The sequence below is a fragment of the Bacteroides sp. 1001302B_160321_D4 genome, assembly GCF_015667765.1.
Classification (GTDB): Bacteria; Bacteroidota; Bacteroidia; order Bacteroidales; family Bacteroidaceae; genus Bacteroides; species Bacteroides xylanisolvens.
Window position 1 is genome coordinate 20223 of sequence record NZ_JADPLO010000049.1, and the last position, 18806, is coordinate 39028.

26 protein-coding genes are annotated in these 18806 nt (G+C 45.2%); 18 read left to right on the forward strand and 8 right to left on the reverse strand.

From position 1 onward, the window contains the following. Nucleotides 1-7 precede the first annotated feature (7 nt). From KFO40_RS17835 to KFO40_RS17860, 6 genes are all read left to right on the forward strand, one after another. A complete protein-coding gene (locus tag KFO40_RS17835; protein WP_004303279.1) occupies nucleotides 8-211 on the forward strand; it encodes a hypothetical protein in 204 nt (67 codons plus the stop codon). A gap of 176 nt (nucleotides 212-387) precedes the next feature. Then, nucleotides 388-837, forward strand: a complete 450-nt coding sequence (locus KFO40_RS17840; RefSeq protein ID WP_008766309.1) for a hypothetical protein — start codon at nucleotides 388-390, stop codon at nucleotides 835-837. 10 nt (nucleotides 838-847) lie between these two features. Beyond that, entirely contained in the window at nucleotides 848-1144 is a 297-nt protein-coding gene (locus KFO40_RS17845) for a hypothetical protein (protein WP_032841071.1), read from the forward strand. 22 nt (nucleotides 1145-1166) lie between these two features. Next, nucleotides 1167-1343 carry a hypothetical protein gene (locus tag KFO40_RS17850; protein WP_008766311.1) on the forward strand — a complete coding sequence of 59 codons (177 nt, stop codon included), beginning with the start codon at nucleotides 1167-1169 and terminating at the stop codon, nucleotides 1341-1343. A gap of 20 nt (nucleotides 1344-1363) precedes the next feature. Further along, nucleotides 1364-1612, forward strand: coding sequence for a hypothetical protein (locus tag KFO40_RS17855; RefSeq protein ID WP_008766312.1), 249 nt, complete (start codon nucleotides 1364-1366; stop codon nucleotides 1610-1612). 8 nt (nucleotides 1613-1620) lie between these two features. Beyond that, nucleotides 1621-1803 (forward strand): hypothetical protein, encoded by a 183-nt coding sequence (locus KFO40_RS17860; protein ID WP_008766313.1) that lies wholly within the window; start codon nucleotides 1621-1623, stop codon nucleotides 1801-1803. 51 nt (nucleotides 1804-1854) lie between these two features. Here the strand turns inward: KFO40_RS17860 and KFO40_RS17865 are convergent, their stop codons facing one another. After that, nucleotides 1855-2766 (reverse strand): SPL family radical SAM protein, encoded by a 912-nt coding sequence (locus KFO40_RS17865; RefSeq protein WP_008766314.1) that lies wholly within the window; start codon nucleotides 2764-2766, stop codon nucleotides 1855-1857. Nucleotides 2767-3032: 266 nt separating this feature from the next. Between KFO40_RS17865 and KFO40_RS17870 the strand changes: the two genes are divergently transcribed. After that, on the forward strand, nucleotides 3033-3290 hold the full coding sequence (locus KFO40_RS17870; protein WP_008766315.1) for a hypothetical protein: 258 nt from the start codon (nucleotides 3033-3035) through the stop codon (nucleotides 3288-3290). 8 nt (nucleotides 3291-3298) lie between these two features. Here the strand turns inward: KFO40_RS17870 and KFO40_RS17875 are convergent, their stop codons facing one another. The 6 genes from KFO40_RS17875 to KFO40_RS17900 form a co-directional block, all read right to left on the reverse strand. Beyond that, nucleotides 3299-3898: a hypothetical protein gene (locus KFO40_RS17875; protein WP_008766316.1), complete on the reverse strand. Its 600-nt coding sequence runs from the start codon at nucleotides 3896-3898 to the stop codon at nucleotides 3299-3301. Between the two features lie 11 nt (nucleotides 3899-3909). Then, nucleotides 3910-4488, reverse strand: a complete 579-nt coding sequence (locus KFO40_RS17880) for a hypothetical protein (RefSeq protein ID WP_008766317.1) — start codon at nucleotides 4486-4488, stop codon at nucleotides 3910-3912. Nucleotides 4489-4571: 83 nt separating this feature from the next. Next, nucleotides 4572-7118 (reverse strand): DUF935 family protein, encoded by a 2547-nt coding sequence (locus KFO40_RS17885; RefSeq protein WP_008766318.1) that lies wholly within the window; start codon nucleotides 7116-7118, stop codon nucleotides 4572-4574. Nucleotides 7119-7150: 32 nt separating this feature from the next. Then, nucleotides 7151-7573 (reverse strand): hypothetical protein, encoded by a 423-nt coding sequence (locus tag KFO40_RS17890; protein WP_008766319.1) that lies wholly within the window; start codon nucleotides 7571-7573, stop codon nucleotides 7151-7153. Between the two features lie 2 nt (nucleotides 7574-7575). Continuing rightward, on the reverse strand, nucleotides 7576-9114 hold the full coding sequence (locus KFO40_RS17895; protein ID WP_055256005.1) for a hypothetical protein: 1539 nt from the start codon (nucleotides 9112-9114) through the stop codon (nucleotides 7576-7578). Next, nucleotides 9114-9629, reverse strand: a complete 516-nt coding sequence (locus KFO40_RS17900) for a DUF1804 family protein (RefSeq protein ID WP_004303263.1) — start codon at nucleotides 9627-9629, stop codon at nucleotides 9114-9116. Before KFO40_RS17900 ends, KFO40_RS17895 begins: the two co-directional genes overlap by 1 nt. A gap of 202 nt (nucleotides 9630-9831) precedes the next feature. On the opposite strand from KFO40_RS17900, the gene KFO40_RS17905 reads away from it, so the two are divergent. The 5 genes from KFO40_RS17905 to KFO40_RS17925 are packed head-to-tail and all read left to right on the forward strand — an operon-like array spanning nucleotide 9832 to nucleotide 13944. Then, a complete protein-coding gene (locus KFO40_RS17905; RefSeq protein WP_008766321.1) occupies nucleotides 9832-10893 on the forward strand; it encodes a Clp protease ClpP in 1062 nt (353 codons plus the stop codon). Between the two features lie 26 nt (nucleotides 10894-10919). Next, the gene (locus KFO40_RS17910; RefSeq protein ID WP_004308935.1) at nucleotides 10920-11855 is read left to right on the forward strand and encodes a hypothetical protein; all 936 of its coding nucleotides are present in this window, start codon (nucleotides 10920-10922) and stop codon (nucleotides 11853-11855) included. Nucleotides 11856-11866: 11 nt separating this feature from the next. Continuing rightward, on the forward strand, nucleotides 11867-13090 hold the full coding sequence (locus KFO40_RS17915; protein ID WP_211146660.1) for a DUF2586 family protein: 1224 nt from the start codon (nucleotides 11867-11869) through the stop codon (nucleotides 13088-13090). Nucleotides 13091-13094: 4 nt separating this feature from the next. Next, nucleotides 13095-13535 (forward strand): hypothetical protein, encoded by a 441-nt coding sequence (locus KFO40_RS17920; protein WP_008766323.1) that lies wholly within the window; start codon nucleotides 13095-13097, stop codon nucleotides 13533-13535. 28 nt (nucleotides 13536-13563) lie between these two features. Beyond that, a complete protein-coding gene (locus tag KFO40_RS17925) occupies nucleotides 13564-13944 on the forward strand; it encodes a hypothetical protein (protein WP_008766324.1) in 381 nt (126 codons plus the stop codon). Between the two features lie 11 nt (nucleotides 13945-13955). Here the strand turns inward: KFO40_RS17925 and KFO40_RS17930 are convergent, their stop codons facing one another. Then, nucleotides 13956-14114 (reverse strand): hypothetical protein, encoded by a 159-nt coding sequence (locus tag KFO40_RS17930; protein WP_153842118.1) that lies wholly within the window; start codon nucleotides 14112-14114, stop codon nucleotides 13956-13958. A 43-nt stretch (nucleotides 14115-14157) separates the two neighbouring features. On the opposite strand from KFO40_RS17930, the gene KFO40_RS17935 reads away from it, so the two are divergent. Genes KFO40_RS17935 through KFO40_RS17960 form a run of 6 tightly spaced genes read left to right on the forward strand, consistent with a single transcriptional unit; the run spans nucleotide 14158 to nucleotide 18801 of the window. Next, nucleotides 14158-16086 carry a phage tail tape measure protein gene (locus tag KFO40_RS17935; protein WP_008766325.1) on the forward strand — a complete coding sequence of 643 codons (1929 nt, stop codon included), beginning with the start codon at nucleotides 14158-14160 and terminating at the stop codon, nucleotides 16084-16086. Between the two features lie 4 nt (nucleotides 16087-16090). After that, complete coding sequence (locus KFO40_RS17940; protein ID WP_008766326.1) at nucleotides 16091-16726, forward strand: DUF6046 domain-containing protein; 636 nt, start codon at nucleotides 16091-16093, stop codon at nucleotides 16724-16726. Continuing rightward, the gene (locus KFO40_RS17945; RefSeq protein WP_008766327.1) at nucleotides 16723-17694 is read left to right on the forward strand and encodes a hypothetical protein; all 972 of its coding nucleotides are present in this window, start codon (nucleotides 16723-16725) and stop codon (nucleotides 17692-17694) included. The genes KFO40_RS17940 and KFO40_RS17945 overlap by 4 nt, the downstream gene beginning before the upstream one ends. Next, nucleotides 17691-18194 carry a hypothetical protein gene (locus KFO40_RS17950; RefSeq protein WP_008766328.1) on the forward strand — a complete coding sequence of 168 codons (504 nt, stop codon included), beginning with the start codon at nucleotides 17691-17693 and terminating at the stop codon, nucleotides 18192-18194. The genes KFO40_RS17945 and KFO40_RS17950 overlap by 4 nt, the downstream gene beginning before the upstream one ends. Next, entirely contained in the window at nucleotides 18191-18490 is a 300-nt protein-coding gene (locus KFO40_RS17955) for a hypothetical protein (RefSeq protein WP_008766329.1), read from the forward strand. The genes KFO40_RS17950 and KFO40_RS17955 overlap by 4 nt, the downstream gene beginning before the upstream one ends. A gap of 11 nt (nucleotides 18491-18501) precedes the next feature. After that, a complete protein-coding gene (locus KFO40_RS17960) occupies nucleotides 18502-18801 on the forward strand; it encodes a hypothetical protein (RefSeq protein ID WP_008766330.1) in 300 nt (99 codons plus the stop codon). Nucleotides 18802-18806 lie beyond the last annotated feature (5 nt).

An 18806-nucleotide genomic window follows, 5' to 3' on the forward strand; every position in this document is an offset into this window, starting at 1 on the left:
CAAAAAGATGAATGCAAAAGATCAAAGAAAACTGTGCAAAGCCGGCTATACAATCCTGCGTCGCCATGATTACCCCCAGCCGCATATCACTTTTAAAAGCGATATAAATCCGGATAGTTGGAAAAGGTATGGGGACAATTATCCTTCAAAAGCGGAAAGAGACCGGGCAATGAAACGTTTGCTAACAGATGATAAAATAGTAGAAGATTAAATTGGATATGAAAAAAGATAATAGCTTAGAGGATCTACTGATTCTATATTTAGTATCAGTAATAGGTATATTTACCTCCTTATCGGTTTTGGCTTATTGTGGAGTTTTAAAATAAAGGGATAACAGCCGGGAAAGATCGGCTTTTGATAATATTTAATTTAGAAAGGAATAAGAATATGGCAAAGATTTATGTAGCAAGTAGTTGGAGAAATCAACATCAACCACAAGTAGTTAGTTTCCTTCGCGAGCAGGGACATGAGGTTTACGATTTTAGGCATCCTGCTGGAAAAACTGGATTTCAGTGGTCACAGATTGATGAAGATTGGCGGAATTGGAGTACAGACCAATATAGGGCTGCGCTTGAACATCCCATTGCACAGGCTGGTTTCAAATCTGATTTTGATGCAATGCAATGGGCAGATGTTTGTGTTCTTGTATTGCCTTGTGGACGCTCTGCACATTCGGAGGCAGGATGGATGAAAGGAGCAGGAAAAAAAGTAATAGTCTATCAAATTTGGGAAGAAGAGCCGGAATTGATGTATAAGTTGTTCGATGGTGTGTGCTCAATGGGGGTAGGATTACAGATGTTTTTAGCTGAATTTGACAAGGAGAAAAATAACGTATAACAAGATAATAATGAATAAAGATAATATTATTCCACCTATGACGCATCCTTATGGGATGTGTTGGCAACAGCCGCCAACTTACTTGATACTAATTGATGATACTCATGCAGTGATGAGTAGACTTGATTTTGAAATACTCATGGATTATACTTGTTCTCGACCGTCAGCTCTCTATAATGGTAAAATGTGGAAAGCACAATATGAGAATGAAGGTGCGTTGAAATGGTTTCTTTGCTATTGTTTCAATGAGAATGAGAAGACGAATGAGATAGACATTGCATATCGTGAAATTTTGATAATTGACTAATAACAATACGGAAAGGAATAGAATGTTATATATAGCAGAAGTAGTAGCAATAATCGAAGAGGCGAAAGAACGTGGAGAACATTCGCACACATTCATAAATCTGTCTTCGTATGTACGACATATACTAATAAAAGTCGGATATAAAATACGTTTCTCTATAGATGAGAATTGGAATGGCGTATATAAAGTAGAGTGGTAATTTTAAGTAAAACAAAATAGATGAGCTTTATTGCAAGACAAAAGAATGGGCTTTTATGCCGATTCTCAACGGTGATAGATACTGTTAGTGATTATAATATGACAGATGAAGAATATATTGAAATGTGTGCCCAAAAAGCAAGGGAGGAAGCTCAAGAAACATTAAAACATTCTCTTCGTCCGTTTGAAGAGGTAAAAGCATCTTTTGTACCTACCAATATGAGCCGTGATGAGTTCAACAGGATTTTAAAATTAATGGAAAAAGAATAACTATAAACATGAAACGATTTAATACCCAAACAAGGTTTGTTCCCCTAAAGATAGATGAAGACTTTAATGTGGGGCATATTCAATCGAAAGACGGAAAAGTAAAAGACTTTAAAACGCGCAAGGCAGTTGAGAAGTATTGCAAAGAAAATCATTGCATTTATTGCGAAGAAAAATACATATTCTACAAATGATTATCCGTTCGAGAAAAGCCGCGCAAGAAAAAATCTTTGCGCGGCTTAATTTTATATTCTCAAATTACAGCAATCATTCGGGCTGTAGTTTACATTCTTCTTCCAGTACTGAAAATGACTATCCACGTCCTCACAAACTGAAATCTTCCTGAATCCTGAAATCTTATTTAGATATTCGATTTTTCGCTCCAACTGCAAATGATTATACCCTGCATGCTTCAGGGTGTATTCGGAATAGTCAATATCAAACCATTGCTTCACCCATGTGTTTACCCGCAAGAACTCCACCAGAATCTTATCACATCTGATACTGTTCAGAACCCTAAAATCAATAAATTGAGGGATAAATGGTGATAACCTGACAGAGACATCAAATCCTTGCTCCTGCAGCTTCTCAATAGCTTTAATCCGTGCAGATGGCGGACACGCCTTTTCAAATGTACGTGAAAGAGTGTCATCCGTAGAAGTCACAGATATTTGTATATGCGCCAGTTTTCTATCCATCAACCGGATATATATGTCATCTGCTACCATTGAGGACTTTGTCACGATAAGGTAATGTACCCCTTGTCGGTTCAGGTTCTGAATTGCTTTATAGGTTTCCCTGTAAACAGCCTCACAAGGTTGGAAACAGTCAGTCATTCCACCCAAACGCACAACTGTTCCCCGCTCTAATTTGCAGATCTTCCTCCCCACTTTGTCCGTCCGGGAAACAGATGGATTATCAGGATGCCATAGTCCCCTGAAATTAAGGAGTGACTTTGCATAACAATAAGAACAGTCGTGAAAGCATCCACAGCCGTAGAGGTCTAAACGTGTCGGGTAATTGCATTTATTTCCTTCATTTCCGGAGACGGTCTTATAAAAGGACTTAAACTCTGGTGCTTTTGTGAACGTAGTCACCCATTGTGGTGCATTTACTGTATATCCGGTAGTCATACCCGCAATTTCTTCTTTCAACATGCTCATACTCTTTTAAAATGAATGTTTATAATAATAATACAAATTTGATTATCTTTGCAATGCCAATCACATAAAACAAAAATGCGAGTAGACGCAGCAAGGGTTTTTGCCCCCGGCTGTGCGTCTGCTCGCATTTTGTTAGTATGTGATTGGCGTCTTTACTAACAGGCTGGGGGCTTTTTTATAGCCTTTCCCCCACAGGCTTATATTCAATTTTGACAAATCACTGAAAATCCGTATATTTGCGCTTATAATAGTGCTTTCTTATGCGGAATCCTGAAATGACCAAAATACGTGACCGGAAGATGGTAGAAACGTTCTATCTTCTCTATGATAAAAAGCGCATCCGTTTGGAGGATGTTCTTTTGCGTATGAGTCATGACCTGTTCTTTCTTGATCAGAACTACATCTACAAACGGATTTTTTATATATCGGAGAATTTATCATATTACGAACAATTAAAAGAGGGCAAAAAGCCCGATTCAAAAAAGAACGATACAAATCAACTTAGTCTTGGTTTTTAACCGTTGCATCATAGATGATACAGCGGTTCTTCGTCTTCCGTTTTCTCCGGTAAGTCCCCATTGCTAATTTTCATTTCACGGTCTTTCATGTCGGCATGGCTTGCAAGTTCCATTGTGGTGTAATCCATGATTTCACATTCAAAGCTGATCCGGTACAGGTTTCCCGCACCCCCCGACTCTTCCCGTCCGACATGGGTACGTCGGAGCGTGCCGAAGTTCTTTCCCGATTTTCCGTGTAACATCATCCCCAGCAATGTCAACAGGTCAAGAAAGGACAACGCCTCTTCCTGCATAGCCGCACCTTCGTAGGTATCGGAAAAAGTTTCGTAAAACAGCCGGAAATCAATCTGCGTGTGAAGCCGCTGAACGAGTAACCCTTCATCCTCAATACCCAGCGTATTAAATTCAATGAATACAGCCGGGGACGAAAAGGGATGTTCTTCATCGAGAAAACTAACCTGTTCATGCCACATGTCTATATGTTCAATCCCCGGTGTATTTTCCATCCGTTCCCTTAGCTCGGAATACTCATCCGGGATAGATGCGAGGAACTCATCTTTGCTCCGTATTATTTCAACCAGTTCTTTGTAGCAGTCTGTCCAAATCATAACTATATAGATTAAATATTCGAGAATCGTTTGTCAATCTCCGATGCGATCCATGTATCGAGTTGCTTCATAAACGTAGCGGACTCACCCATATACTGACGTTTGGGGATTCTTATCCTGCTGCCTACTTTTTTAAGTGCCATACTTTTGTAAAAAGAAGCCATTGTAGACAGCCGCTCATTGGCTTTATTTTGCCGTAATTCGCCATTTTTCCTCTTTTGCATTGATCCGGTCGACTTCATGTACAAATACCAAAAATAACGTTTCATTCGCTCCGTTACGACAATGTACCCGCCTTCATTGTGGATCTTGGCATAAGCCAGCGGATCGGTCTGATAAATGATACGGTCTATTCCACGGCTGACCGCATGTATGCTGTCACGGAGCTTCCCGCTTTGTATCAATACGCCACGATCCGAACCGATTGCGAGTGACCTTTTAGCCCACGGTGTCAGTGATGTATCAAGAAACCCCTGCCTGCGAAAATTCTGCTTGAAGAAGTTCACACCCGCAACTTTCGCGTAGCGGTGCGCATCTTCTACCAGTGTGGATAATTCTTTAAAAAAATCAGGTAATTCAGTTCTTTCCATTTGCATTTCAAAATAAAATTGTATATTTGCAATGTTCGCGGCTGTAACAGGTCAAGAGCTCCCTTCAGGAGTGGTAGTTTCGGCTACTGCTCCTGAAGTTCTTTAAGAAGGTCGGTTGCTTTTCCGTCCACCACGTCTTGCCATGACACTTTCACGGCTTTTCTCTTATAAATGAACACCATCCGCTGCCCGGCATACTTTTCGCCATACAGTTTGTATATGCCGTTCAGTTTGTTTTTCAGCATTTCCGGTTCGACAGTGTCAAAAGCGCTCAAATTGAATACAGTATATTCGCACTGCTGTTTTTTCGAACTGTCAAGCCCGTGTTTTATACCGCCCAGCCCCTGAATATTTTTCAGGTCTGCCAGCTTTTCGTCAATCAAATATTCCGGGTTCTTTACCCCGTCCTCGTTGATGTGCGGGCGGATTTTTACTTTCATCTTCAGTTCCTTTGAAATTACCCGTGCGCTTTCCACATTCTTTGCCAAGTCTTTCGGATCAGCAAAGTCGCTGATCATCACTTTCGATTCCGGATCACGATGATAAGGGGCGTATATTTTATTCCGCTCCGTCTCTTTCCTGATTTTTATCAGGTCATTGTCCGGCATTGAAAAATAAGGATGTGCAACCGTGAATATCTCACCGGATTGACCTACGTTATTCGCAAAAGCATCCGGTATCGTCACAATAGGCGTAGCAGGTGTTTCCGGTTCGTCCGTTTGTTCGACATAACACCTGCACCGATATCCGTTGGGCGGGTAGTTCTGCAGCCAAAACGGATCGTTAATAGGTTTTACGACACCATCCAGTATCCTATGTGATTCTCTTACCCGTTCATCCCCGGCAGTCACATACTTCAGGTTAGGCATTATATCCGCATTCTCCTTGAATTCCTGCCATTCACTGGCGCGTCTGCCGCTTGTTTCTGCCGTTTCAAATTCCGTGCGAAGGTAATTTTCATTATAGTCTTTATGAATTGCCATTACTTTTTCCCGGAAGTCCTCATAAGAAAGTTTTTTCCCCTTATCATCATAAAGGGCATCATTCATCTCCTTAATTTCCTGATACGTCTTCGCTCCGGAGAACTTGAACAAGTTGTCACGTATCCGTTGAGGTTCTTCCGCCTGTTCCGGATCATTATAGTCGTCTTCTCCCCATCCTTCAGCCGCCTTCTTATTCAGTTCCTCGTATGTCTTTCTGAATAATTCCCCGTCAATATTCCCTGTCTTAACTTTACGTTCGTAAACCTGTTTCATCACTCTTCCGATGATACTGCTGAAATCATACTCCCCGGCTTCCATGACAGGCGACGTTACCGTTTCATCGTCCGGTTCGGTCTTTTTTTTTTGAGGGTCTGTTTGGGGCTGATTCGGCAATGTTCCTCCCTGCTGCTCACCACCGGGATTTTTCTTTTGACCAATGATCGGCAAACCTGTTTTTTTAGCAACTTCTTCATGGTCAAACTCAAAGGTATAAGCCAGCTTGTTGATTGCTTCGATGTATTCCGTGATAGACAAACTTTCCGTGTCGTCCCACTTCAGTTTCAGCCTTTCAAGCGGTTTGTATACCGGGCTGATCTTTACCAGTTTGGGAATGATAATGTAATTGAAATAAAACTGGAACAACATTTTATCATATTCGTGCCGCGATTTTTCAACACGTTCATGTACTTCTGCCGTACCTTCCCACGCACCGTTTTCAGTTGTTCCCGTCTGACCCAGCAAACGTTTACTGATCTGGTTGTCACATCGTTCCTCTAACGGTAAAAAAGCATTGGTTGTATTTCCCCCGGCTTCTTTCCCATACTCGACCGTTTCGTTTCCTTGCAGCACAGCAAAGAAATTATTCCTGAAGTCCGTCATCATTTCGAATAATTCGTCCATCCGCTTTTTATCCATTCTGTCTGAAGTAACAAAGACGGGCGGAACACCATATTTTTCGATATAATTCATCCATGCCCCCAATCCTAATTTCTTGGCAAGAATGATGACCGCCAGTTCGTTGAGCATCCCCAGCGACCACGGATTCCCGAATTGTACATAGTACGGTTCAAGCGCACCGTCTTTGTACGACCATCCAGTCTGGTCTGATTCCTCCCTGATGATGATTTGTTGTTGTGGAATGTAATTTGACATGGGAATTTCTTCGACATGGCTAATTTCCAAATTATCATCAAGGTGGGAAAGATCGGCAAGCGATACCCCCTGTAACTGATGCAGAAAACAGATTCTGATAAGCTGGTGAAACCATGGACGATCCAGTAATTTTTTTGCTTCCTCATCTTCATTGTCATTATCATCCACAAGGTTATATTTTGCCTGTTGCACAGGTAAGACGCGATTGTCAATGGTCGTCTGCAAATGTTCATCGTTATATAACGACTGAAAAAAGCGGTATAATAAACCACGCCTGGGATCATCCGGATCGGTAGCTGCGGTCACTGACATGATCCAGTCGTCAATGGTCTTTTCCCGATAAACAACAGCCTGCCTTTTATACATTGTTCCTGACGTTGGCAACCCACTGCTGTCCATTCGATAATAATACTCATTGAGTATATTCTTCAGGCTCATCCGACGAATAGCCTTCTGTTGAAACCAGTTGAATATTTCTCTTAACTTCTTGTACATAACATACCTTTTAAAAGCGGTTTAAAAACTATTTAAAGAAACCATCCACCATTGCGCGTGTGCCCGTATAATATGGGATATTGCACGTTCCCGTCTTCATCCGTTACCGGGGGAATATCCTGTGGCAAAGTCATGATCCCGTCGCGCAGTTTGACAAGTATGCCGTCCGCCCAATCGTTCAAGCCCGACAAGGAATCCGGAACTTTACGGGTTGCATTCCGGCTGACAGCACGACAGGCTGTGATACATGCGACCACACGTACCAACAACCCTGTCCGGATCGGAGGATCACCAAATATTTTCCCCACGTCGTAACGACCACCGATATAGGCGCACACTTCACTTATGACAAGGTCTTCAATCCCTGCCAGTATCTCTTCTTCTTTCTCTATACTTTCGATCAGCAACCGATTCTGTATGATGGTTGTCAAATCATCCATGTTGATGTACTTCATAGTTACCAAGTGTATTTACGTTTATATCTTCCCGCTTTCCACGGTCGTGACGCGGGTTCATCCTCTGATTGTGGGGGATCAGTGTATATTTCAAGTTTCTTCACCGCCTGTTCATCGGCATCCGGACTGTCGTCATGTTCTGTCATACCCGGTTCAACCGCATACAATTGCTTTAAGCCGACAGCTATGTCAGGGTTTGACTTTAGCAGTTCATTGACATACATACGACCGTTCTGATAATACGGGTGCATGGAAAGCATACGAAGCAACTTGGTCATCGTTTTGGGAGTTTGTATTGGAACCAAATTAAGCTCCACCCCCGTTTCCGCTTCAGCTTCCTCAATGTTCCGTTTAACTTCATCATTCCAGAATTGACTCTCATATTGCCAAAAACAGATAATGCCCTTTGCCCTGAATTCAGCCTGCTTCATGCACATCCATTGTACGCAGAGTTTCATCTTTGACTGCTTTACGAATCCGTCTATCAGCCAAAAATCATTTTTATGGCGTCCCCAAATCTTACATGCGTTAAAGTCACTTGTATCTGTCCCGGCATACGCAATGTCCCAATGTGCCACGATCGCATTCATCGTGTGAAGGTCAGGGAGCTTTCCCCACTTCACCATTTCGGGCTTGAATATTTTACCCTTGACAAGCGGTACGTGGTTATATTCCGCATGTGCCGCGAGAATGCCCATGTCTTTTTCCTGCTGACGATAGAACTGGGCGGAATACATCGATTTCCACGCTGGTTCATACGTTACCGGATCATAAGCCTTCACCAGATGCCAGTCCCAGTCGGGATGCCGTTGTTTGAGAATCGTCTGTACCATCCGGGATGCAAAACGGTTGTTAGCACCTATCAGACGTCTGCGCTTTCCCGTCATGGTTGCCAGCACGTCCGCTTCGATCCAGTCCGCATAATCATCCTGCATCCGGTTGTTTTTGATGGTCTGCGGTGTCTCCAAGTCGTCAATTATCCACAGGTCAGGACGATGTGCGCCTTTACGAAGCCCGCGAACCTTCTGCTTCGCACCGAACGCCTTGCAAATAAAGCCGTTCATCGTTACGAAGTTTCCCTTTTCCCAATATCCCGGATTATACTGCTCGCCAAAGTCGTGTTTCAAAAGTTCGTTTGCCTCGAATTCCGCACGTAAATCTTCCAGCAGGTCACAAGCGCGGTCAAATGTGTCGGAAACGATACACATATAATGCGTCTCACCGTTAATCCATAACCATAGGGGAATGATCACATCGTTCCATACCGATTTTGCAAGTCCGCGTCCCCATTCGGCATATCCTTTATAAATTGGATCGTTCATCACCCTATTGGCATGAGCGATCTGAAAGTCCGCACAGTCTGCGGTCGCATAATGGGGAAGATAGGTTTCGACAAGATACTTGACATCCCGCTTCGCACGCTGTATGCGGTTCATCCGAACTGTCAGCGATTCGTCCGGATCAATCAGGTTGCCCGTGCACCGCGCACGTTTTAACTTCTCCTGATACTCCTTGAGGGCTTTGCTATCTTCGACTTTCATTATCCCAACATTTTTGCGGCTTCATAAAGGTGGTTCTCCTGAAAGTCCAGTGTTTTAAAATAAAGGTCTGCATCGTACACCTTCATCGCATCGAATATCCGGCTCATGACATCAATGTAAATAGCGAGCGTAATCCGGTTCTTTTTGTCCACCTCTTTGAGCTGGTTTCCCCATTGCGCCACACTGTTGTCAAGCGTAGCCGCCTGTTTCCGTAGTTCGAGCACCTTGTCGCTGTCACCTTCCGCAATGGCTTCGTCAATCATGCGCAGCAGCTCCAGTTTTTGGTCTGCAAGAATGTTGATAATCTGTTTCAGGTTGTCACCCTGCTTTTGCGATGAAATAACAGATGCCTGACGCTCTTTTTTCCAAAGTGCGTCATTCTCATTAATCCAGCTTGAAACAGACCTTTCCGACACGTTTATTCGTGTGGAAATCTCCTTGCACGTCATTCCTTCACGTACATAAAGGTCGTGCGCTTCCTTCTTCAATTTACGGTAGTATTCTTTGCTTGGCATATCGCTTCCTTTCGTTTACGCAGCAAAGGTCATATTTCATCATCACCTGTGGAAAACGGCTTTTCATGCTGGAACGTATTCTTTCCAAGTTGGAAAAAATACGTCCTTGTTAACACTGTTTTTTTTCCAAGATGAAAACGCTTTTTCCGTACCCGCCTTTCCTTTTCCAATTTTGCAGTATGAAATTTTAAATATCGCGAAAATGAATCTGACTGCAACAGCGGAAAACGGACGTGCCCGGATTGAACTCAAAGGCACAATATCAAAATGGAGGGAGACGGAAGCGGAATTCACTTCCAAAATTGAGCAACTGATAAGATCAGGAATCAAGGATGTGCATATCTATATCAACTCTCCCGGTGGCGAATGCTTCGAAGCCAACGAGATCGTGAACGTGATCAAGAAGTTTCCCGGCAAAATTACGGGTGAAGGCGGTGCGCTGGTAGCCAGTGCGGCAACCTACATCGCTATCAACTGCACATCGTTCTCCATGCCTGCCAACGGACTTTTCATGATCCATCAGGTCAGCGGAGGGGCATGCGGGAGAGTCGCTGATATTGAATCGGCTCTGGAGGTCATGCGCAAACTGAATGAGCACTATCTGAATGCCTTCCTGTCAAAGTGCACGGACAAGAAGAAAATCCGGGACGCCTGGGAGAAGGGCGACTACTGGATGAGCGCGCAGGAAGCGAAGGAAAACGGCTTTGTGACGGAAGTTACAGGCAAGGCAAAAGTCGATAAGGCTATGGCACAAATGATTACCAACTGCGGTTACACAGGTGAAATTGAGATTACTGACTCTATTAATAACGAAAAATCAAAAAATGACATGGATTTAACAATGTTGACTACCCGCTTCGGAATGGACGCAAGTACCACGGAAGCACAATTCATCGCACAGGTAGACGTGTGGAAGCGTAAGGCAGACCGCGTCGACATGCTCGAAAGACAGGAGGAGGCACGCAAGGAACAGGAAATCGAAAACATCCTGAACAGTGCGATCAAGGAAAAAAGAATCACAGCCGACGTTCGTGACGACTGGAAGGCGAACCTGACCAGCAATTTCGATACCGCAAAGAAGCTGCTCGACGCTATCAAGCCTGTGGAAATGCCGGAAGTTCATGCTCCCAGTCTGACGGATACCACAAACAAAAAGTTCGAAGACCTTCAAAACGATCCGGAGGCTTTGAAAAATATCATGGAGAAGAATCCGGCTGAATACGAACGTCTTTTGAATGACTACATAAAGCGTAACGGAAAATAAAATACTAACCATTTAAAAAAAAGAATATGGCACAACCAGTAGACGGTCTTTATTTGAACAAGTACGTCGATCCCCAACTGTTGATCGAACGTCGCAATTACAGGGCGGACTTCATGCAGGTCTTAGGCTCTGTTCCTGCCGGAGCTTTGGCTGCGGACGGTGTACGCAGAAACAAACTGATTAACAATGTCGGTTTTCGCGTAAACAACACGGAAGATTTCGAGCCGAAGCAAATGACCGGAAAGAATTATATCGTACCGTGGGAAATCTACGATACGGAACCCAGTTCCTGTACGGATGACGAAATCCGTTATCTCGCTTTTGACAAGCGCGCTGCTATCCGTGTGAAGCACAATGAAGCCTTTCAGGTCGGTATCCGCAACCATGTGCTGCACAAACTGGCTCCGGAGGATGATTCAAACGAAGAAATGCCTGTTATCCGGACAACGGGTGAGAAAGATATTAATGGTCGTTTGAGACTGTCTTATAAGGATCTGGTCGATTTTGCAACGCTCGCAAAGACGTGGAACCTTCCCGTTACCGATGCCCTGTACATGGTGCTTTCCCCCCTGCACATGGGTGACTTGTTGCTGGATAAGGATGCGTCCAAGTACTTCTATGACCGTACTTTCTACCTTGATCCGGCAACCGGAAAACCGAAAGGCTTCATGGGTATCAAGTTCTTTGAGAATAACGACTGCCCGTTCTATAATGCGGAAACAGCCAAGAAGGTGGCGGAAGGCACAAAACCGTCTGCCGAAACGGACTTTCAGGCAAGCACGTTCTTCTATGCTCCGAATACGTATTACCACATCGAATCCGTGAAATCCCTGTATCGTCCGGAAACGACCGATACACGCAGCAAGAGTCCTACATCCGAATATCGTACCCAAACCTACGGTATTGTAGACCGTATTGAAGATTTCGGTGTTGGTGCAATTTTATCAGGTAAATCCGTATAACGAATTATTTTATGGGAAATTTTACAGGAGTAATCATCAACAAAGTTAATGGCGGGCTGGTACGGGATACCGATACCAGTGACCGCATCATCTTGCTCGTGGTCGGTGGATCGGAGATCGGAAAACTTGAATATTACAAGCCGGAAAACCTCAACGACATTACCGATTTGGAAGCACTTGGTTGGGATGATACCATTGATCTTGAAAACAAGGAACTGGTGCATTACCATACCAGCGAAGTCTTCCGCCTGTCTCCGGAACGTTCGCTGTATCTTATGCTGGTTCCGAAGTCTGAAAAAGTGTCAAGCCTGCTGACGAAGGAAGATTTCGTCAATGCGGTACGTACCATCAACGGAGTAAACACCATCGGTATCTGCTCACTGACTGCGGACGAAACAATCACAGTAGCCGTACAAGAGGCACAGAAGATGGTCAATAAATTCAGGGAAGACCACCTGTATATCGATGCGGTAATATTGGAAGGTGTCGGAAAGTATATCAATGCCATTGCCGATGCTGTCGACCTCCGGAAGTTGGATGCTGAAAACGTCTCTGTCGTGATTGCACAAGACCCGGCACGGGCGGCAAAGGATGAAGCATACCGGACACACGCTGCCGTAGGCAGCGCACTCGGAATGCTGTCTGTCCGCTATGTACATGAAAATATGGGCAGTGTTGATATTGAAAACCACCCACGGACGGCAAAGGGGACAAAGGACTATCCATTGACTGACAAACTGAACGGGCTTTGGCTGGATGCAGCCTTGAGCAATGGCAAACCCTTCTCACAGTTGAGCGTATCCGACCAGAAAAAACTGACTGACCAAGGGTATATCTTCGTCGGCAGCTTTCAAGGGTATGCCGGATTCTTTTTCAGCAATTCATGTACGTGTACGGAAGCGGAGAGCGACTATGCATATATTGAATATAACGCTGTTTGGAACAAGGCGGCACGTATTATCCGCAATACCTTGTTACCGCGTGTGAGAAGTAAGGTGAAAGCTGACCCGTCAACCGGATATATCAGTAATACCACGATCAGCAGTTGGGACGCGCTTGTCAAATCCGCACTGGAAACTATGGTAACTTCGGAGGATATTGCAGACTTCGACATTTATATCAATCCCAAACAGATGGCTGTCAGCGACAAGCCTTTCAATATCAAGGTAAAACTGGTTGCAGACGGTATTGTACATGAGTTTGAGATTGACTTGGGTTTCACAAATAAAATCTGAAAATATGGCATTGTTAGGAACATTAATCAACAAGTTCGGAAAAATAGCCGGATGGAACAGCGTCAAGGTTGTCATGCTCGGTCGTCAGGTAGAGGGTATCACAGCCCTTTCCTACAAAGACAGCAAAGAGAAAGACAACATCTACGGTGCCGGTGAATTTCCTGTCGGTCGCGGTGAGGGGAATTACAAGGCTGAAGCATCGATCACCCTTCTGAAAGAAGAAGTGAACGCCTTGCAACTGACACTCGGTTCGGGAAAGCGTCTCACGGATATCGAGCCGTTCGACATTCCGGTCATGTATGAGTATAAAGGGCTTGTCATGAAGGACGTAATCCGGAACGTCGAATTCACGGACAATGGCGTGGACGTTAAACAGGGTGATAAAAGCATTGCCACACAATTCACCCTTCTTCCCAGCCATATCGACTGGAATGTGGCAATGTAGTTTAATAACCGTTTAAAAGACTTTTAAAATGAAAGAAGAAGAAATGAAAATCAAGGCTGGAAAGCCTTACGAGGAACTGACAACGGAGGAAAAGGCTTTGATTGTCGATTTCACAGAGGAAGAGCATACGGAACTGAAACTGAAATACGGAAAACGCCTGAAGCATGTCACCGTACAGGTGGACGAGGATGAACGTTACGACTACCTGATCGTCCGCCCGAAAAAAAACATCCTGCTGGCTATGGCAAAGAAAAAGGATGATCTTGAAGAAGCAAATGACATCCTGATCCGGAACTGCGTGGCGGCTGGCAATATGGAGGCGTTGGAAGATTCTACCGTCTATACTTCAGTCCTGACCGCCATCGGACAACTGATTGCCGGACAGGCGGCTTTTATCAGCAAAGCATAGAGGAATATTCATCAGCGTTCGGTCTTGTCGAGGGAATAGATGCCATCCTGAAAAAAGTATATGGCTTCGACATCCCGGACAAACTGGACGAAGATGAATGGCTCCGGCTCTATGCCGAATACCGCATGTTGCGGAAAACGGAGTTGGAAGAATTTGAAATAGTAATGCACAATGCATTCGCTAAAGTTGTAAACCGATTATTCTCAAAAGACAATGCAAGTGACTCAATGGATATTGGAACTGGTTGACAGGATCACGTCTCCGCTACATGCGGCAACCGATGCAGCCGAAGAAGCTACACGGGTAATCGACGACACGGAGGAAGTGGTTGAACGTCTTGGGGAGACATCGGGAAAAACAGCCGGAAAACTGGAAGGGCTGGGAAAGGGAATGTTCTTTCTCAACCAGCTGAAGGAAGGTGTTGACAATATCCGTGATTCCTTTAACGACGCCATCGAACCGGGCGTCCGGTTTGAAACTGCCGTTGCCGAAATGTCCGGTATCACCAACATGGAGGGGAAGGAACTGGACGTTCTCGCCACCAAAGCCCGTAACACGGCAAAAGCGTTCGGTGTCGATGCGTCAAATGCTATGGTCGTTTATAAGGACTTGCTTTCAAAGATTACTCCGGAACTGAAAAAAGCACCGGACGCGCTCGAAATCATGTCGAATAATGTAATGACACTTAGTAAAACGATGCAAAATGACGTCCCCGGAGCGTCTGCAGCCATGTCCACCGCCATGAACCAGTATAAGGTTTCCCTCGATGATCCGATGAAAGCCGCACAAACTATGACGGACTATATGAACATCATGGCGGCAGGAACTGTCGAAGGGTCTGCCGAAATCAGGGAGGTCGCGGAAGCATTGAAACAAACGGGTAGTGTTGCAAAAACATTCGGGGTTGAATTTGCCGAAACAAACTCCCTGATCCAGTTGCTTGACAAATCGGGGAAAAAGGGTTCAGAAGGCGGTATCGCTTTGCGTAACACGATAGTCAAATTGCAGGCTCCGACTACGGACGCGATCAAGCAACTGAAAGCTGCCGGGGTCAATATAAAAACGATGCAAAACCAGTCCCTTTCACTGACTGACCGACTGCGTGCCCTGACTCCGGTCATGCACAACGCTACAATCATGTCCGCGTTGTTCGGAAGTGAAAACCTTGCTTCAGCGATGGCTTTGATTGAGGGTGTAGACCAAATTGACACATGGACGGAAGCGATACAGGGTTCTACTTCTGCGGTCGACATGGCAAATAAACAAATGGATACTTATGCCGAAAAGCAGAAACGTATGCAAGCGTTTATCGACGACCTGAAGATCAGTTTCTTTGAATTTGTAGAACCGATTGCCCCTGCCATTGAAGTTGTGGGAATCTTTGTAGGCGCGCTTGTCACGCTCGGAACTGTCGCATGGTCTATTTCGCAGATCATGTCACTTGGAATAACAAAGATTGCCGGGGTTTGGGTTGCGTCGATGGCTAAAATGGCATTGTCTACAATCGTGGGTAGCCGGCTGATTTCCGTCGCTATCATGGGTATCCCTGTCATCGGCTGGATCGTTGCAATCATAACGGCTGTCATCGCTTTCGTGGCTTTCCTTTATAACAAGTTTGAAGGAGTCCGTGTGTTCCTGTTCGGGCTGTGGGAAGTCCTTAAAACGGGCTTTCTTTCCTTTTTCAAGACGATTCATACCATCCAAATGGGAATCATTGAAATTCTGAATCCGGTTAACTGGTTCAGGGATGACTGGAGCATTGACGACGTATTTGAACGGGTAAAGAAAGAAGTGTTTGACAACGCTGTGGCAGTCGGTCGGGCATGGGAAGAAGGCAAGGAAAAGGGACGGGAAAGCTGGCGGAACAAGGACAAAGTCCCCGGACTTGACAAGTTCCAGCTGGACACCGCACCAGCGGCAGTCAACAAACCGACCACCGTCACAACCTCAACCGGGGGGACTTCCGGGAAAGACGTGGGACTTGGTGGAAAAGGTGGAAGCAGCGTGAGGAATATCACCATGAACGTGACATTCAACAATCATTTCAGGGTTGCGGCAGGTGCGGACATGCGCGATGTTGCGGATAAGGTCAAACGGGAAATTTTAGCGGTGATAACCGATACAGTACCAGCAATAGGATAAAGTTATGACAGGAAATACAGCGTTAAATATTGGTGCATTGTTCACGGAGGTCTTCGGGATTTCATCCCCGATTTATCTTCCGTGGGGACGAACCCTGCAGGATTACGATCCGGGGAAATACATCGGAGTGACAACGATTCCGGATGCCGAAGCCGAAGCATACAGCTGGATGGGGACTCCGGTCATCGGGACGTTTACCCTTGACGGTAACAAGCAATACAGCACCTATAATCCGGACGGGTCACGCGGCACGATGAATATGGCTAGTTTTCCGATGCCGTATGCAACGATCGTGGACTTTTCGCGCTCGATGAACTGTTCAAAAACGAAGGTATTGGGTGTTCACGGAACTGTAAAGGAAGTCTACGGGCTCGACGACTGGAAAATCAATATCCGGGGATTCTGCATAGCAGACAAAAGCCGGGAAGGTTATAAGACGGTTGCCGAACAAGTGAACGCGCTCTGCAAGTTCCGCAAAGTGACGGAAGCGGTCGGAGTTACGGGAAGCATCTTCAACAACAAGGAAATTTACTCCATTGTCATTGATAACATTTCGTTCAATCCGATTCAGGGAAACAGCAGCGTAGTTCCGTTCACGATAGAAGCAACGAGTGATAACCCTTATGAACTGACACTATGAGCTATATGATGTGCAGCCGGATCACATTCCCGGCAAACAAGAGACGCGAGGAACTGGTCATCTATACGATTTCGTCGGTTCACATCGAAAGTTCATGGAAGATGCTGACAGACTCTGCAGAAATAGTCCTTCCCAGGCGTATCAAATACTTTGCCGGAAAAGACCTGAAGGAACTGCTGTCTGCCGGGGATCAGGTGAAGATTGAACTCGGATATGATTCCAACCTGTACACGGAATTTGAAGGATATATATCGCTGATCGGCTGGGGTGTTCCAGTGACGATCCGGTGCGAGGACGAAATGTATAACCTGAAAAGAAAAACAGTGTCCTATTCCGCAAAGAATGTCACACTGAAGAAACTGCTTGCAGACGTTGCCAAAGGCTATGAGGTGAAGACGAACTATGATGCTGAACTTGGTGCGGTACGGTATTCTTCCAGAACGGTCGCGGAAATCCTGAATGACATCCGGAAGAAAACCAACCTCCACTGCTATTTCATCGGCAAAGTCCTGTATTGCGGAAATGTCTATTCCGAAAAGGTCGACACCGAAAAGGTGAAAATCGTACTGGAAAAAAATGCCGTCAGTCAGAACCTGAACGAAACCAACGGTGAGTTTCAGGTCAAGGTTGTCAGCATCGGTGCTGGCGGCAAGAAACTGGAAGCAAAAGCCGGAACGGAAGGAAGTGAGGTCTATAACCTGACTTACAATGAAAAAGGAAAGTCCGTCAAGGTCGAAGACCTGAAGAAGTTCGCCAGAGATTTCTACGAAAGCCTTAAAAAGCAGAAGTACCGCGGGGGCGTCGAACTGTTCGGGATACCTGTCGTCCGCCACGGTATAACGATTGACCTGAAGAGTGAAATAACTCCGGAAATGAACGGATACTATTACGTTGAGAAGGTGACAAAGGATTTCAGTGACGATGCTACATACAGGCAAAAATTAGAGTTGGGAGGACGTGCGGAATGACTACGGATGAACAGTTACGTGATGCGCTTGAAAAATGGCGCGAAGGGGCTAGACAGGCGCAATTGCGCTGGGTAACGGTAGACAAGGTTGATAAAGAAAACAAGGCAATGGATGTGACCGGGGTCATTGACCAGCTTGAATATTATGATGTCCAGTTGGGAATGGGTGCATTATGCATCTATCCGAAACCGGGAACAACTTGTCTGGTCGGAATCATCGAGGGACAGGAGACTGACGCCTTCCTGATTTCTGCTGATGAGGTGGACGAAATTGTGCTGAATGGCGGGACATTGGGCGGACTGGTAAAAGTCGGGGAACTGACGGAACGGCTGAACCTGATTGAAAAGGACATCAATTCATTGAAGCAGAAATTGTCAGGATGGACACCTGTACCGAACGACGGGGGATCGGCTTTGAAAACGGCATTGTCTTCCTACATTTCGGAATCACTAAAAGAGACACAGGTCAGGGACATTGAAAACGAAAGGGTGAAGCAATGAAAGGACTATTACTCGACAAGGATGGTGATATCAGAATTGTCCCCCATAAGGGAAAAGACGGGCTGACCGGGTTCGTAATCGGTGACACTCTGATTCAAAATGCGGCAATCGTGCTTGAGCTGAATCAGGGTGAGTTGAAAGAAGACCCGGTGCTGGGTGCGAACCTGATCCGGTATATCCGTTCACAGGCTGATAAAAGAGCCATTGAGAAACAAATGAAAATCCACCTGAAACGCGCGGGCATTGACTATTCGGAGCTGGTGGACAAAATAAATATTGAAATTACTAACGATTAAAATGATTGAAAATGAAAGCAAGTAACGATCTGATTAAAAAGTTCGGAGTAGACAAAATCATTCACGGACTGATTGGGATGCTCATTTTAGCCGTGTGCGTGGTAGCATCTGTTTTCCTGTTTGGGGTGAGCTTCCCTAGCGTATTGGGCGGCATGGTTTTGGGAACTGTATCCGCATGGCTGGCTGGTAAATGGAAGGAATCGAAAGACGATGTTCCGGATATGGCAGACATCCGGGCGACGGTACGCGGGGCATTGTTGGCGGATGTGGTCATATTACTGGTATGGATAGTTTTCCGACTGATTCTATAACCTGT

Excerpts from the sequence above, each read along its gene's own strand:
- KFO40_RS17835 (WP_004303279.1), top strand. The coding sequence starts at position 8 with ATGAATGCAAAAGATCAAAGAAAACTGTGCAAAGCCGGCTATACAATC.
- KFO40_RS17925 (WP_008766324.1), top strand. The coding sequence starts at position 13,564 with ATGAAAGAAGAAGAAATGAAAATCAAGGCTGGAAAGCCTTACGAGGAA.
- KFO40_RS17860 (WP_008766313.1), top strand. The coding sequence starts at position 1,621 with ATGAAACGATTTAATACCCAAACAAGGTTTGTTCCCCTAAAGATAGAT.
- KFO40_RS17910 (WP_004308935.1), top strand. The coding sequence starts at position 10,920 with ATGGCACAACCAGTAGACGGTCTTTATTTGAACAAGTACGTCGATCCC.
- KFO40_RS17845 (WP_032841071.1), top strand. The coding sequence starts at position 848 with ATGAATAAAGATAATATTATTCCACCTATGACGCATCCTTATGGGATG.
- KFO40_RS17840 (WP_008766309.1), top strand. The coding sequence starts at position 388 with ATGGCAAAGATTTATGTAGCAAGTAGTTGGAGAAATCAACATCAACCA.
- KFO40_RS17940 (WP_008766326.1), top strand. The coding sequence starts at position 16,091 with ATGACAGGAAATACAGCGTTAAATATTGGTGCATTGTTCACGGAGGTC.
- KFO40_RS17900 (WP_004303263.1), bottom strand. The coding sequence starts at position 9,629 with ATGCCAAGCAAAGAATACTACCGTAAATTGAAGAAGGAAGCGCACGAC.
- KFO40_RS17960 (WP_008766330.1), top strand. The coding sequence starts at position 18,502 with ATGAAAGCAAGTAACGATCTGATTAAAAAGTTCGGAGTAGACAAAATC.
- KFO40_RS17875 (WP_008766316.1), bottom strand. The coding sequence starts at position 3,898 with ATGATTTGGACAGACTGCTACAAAGAACTGGTTGAAATAATACGGAGC.
- KFO40_RS17955 (WP_008766329.1), top strand. The coding sequence starts at position 18,191 with ATGAAAGGACTATTACTCGACAAGGATGGTGATATCAGAATTGTCCCC.
- KFO40_RS17850 (WP_008766311.1), top strand. The coding sequence starts at position 1,167 with ATGTTATATATAGCAGAAGTAGTAGCAATAATCGAAGAGGCGAAAGAA.
- KFO40_RS17945 (WP_008766327.1), top strand. The coding sequence starts at position 16,723 with ATGAGCTATATGATGTGCAGCCGGATCACATTCCCGGCAAACAAGAGA.
- KFO40_RS17950 (WP_008766328.1), top strand. The coding sequence starts at position 17,691 with ATGACTACGGATGAACAGTTACGTGATGCGCTTGAAAAATGGCGCGAA.
- KFO40_RS17890 (WP_008766319.1), bottom strand. The coding sequence starts at position 7,573 with ATGAAGTACATCAACATGGATGATTTGACAACCATCATACAGAATCGG.
- KFO40_RS17915 (WP_211146660.1), top strand. The coding sequence starts at position 11,867 with ATGGGAAATTTTACAGGAGTAATCATCAACAAAGTTAATGGCGGGCTG.
- KFO40_RS17920 (WP_008766323.1), top strand. The coding sequence starts at position 13,095 with ATGGCATTGTTAGGAACATTAATCAACAAGTTCGGAAAAATAGCCGGA.
- KFO40_RS17905 (WP_008766321.1), top strand. The coding sequence starts at position 9,832 with ATGAATCTGACTGCAACAGCGGAAAACGGACGTGCCCGGATTGAACTC.
- KFO40_RS17885 (WP_008766318.1), bottom strand. The coding sequence starts at position 7,118 with ATGTACAAGAAGTTAAGAGAAATATTCAACTGGTTTCAACAGAAGGCT.
- KFO40_RS17870 (WP_008766315.1), top strand. The coding sequence starts at position 3,033 with ATGCGGAATCCTGAAATGACCAAAATACGTGACCGGAAGATGGTAGAA.
- KFO40_RS17895 (WP_055256005.1), bottom strand. The coding sequence starts at position 9,114 with ATGAAAGTCGAAGATAGCAAAGCCCTCAAGGAGTATCAGGAGAAGTTA.
- KFO40_RS17935 (WP_008766325.1), top strand. The coding sequence starts at position 14,158 with ATGCAAGTGACTCAATGGATATTGGAACTGGTTGACAGGATCACGTCT.
- KFO40_RS17865 (WP_008766314.1), bottom strand. The coding sequence starts at position 2,766 with ATGTTGAAAGAAGAAATTGCGGGTATGACTACCGGATATACAGTAAAT.
- KFO40_RS17855 (WP_008766312.1), top strand. The coding sequence starts at position 1,364 with ATGAGCTTTATTGCAAGACAAAAGAATGGGCTTTTATGCCGATTCTCA.
- KFO40_RS17880 (WP_008766317.1), bottom strand. The coding sequence starts at position 4,488 with ATGGAAAGAACTGAATTACCTGATTTTTTTAAAGAATTATCCACACTG.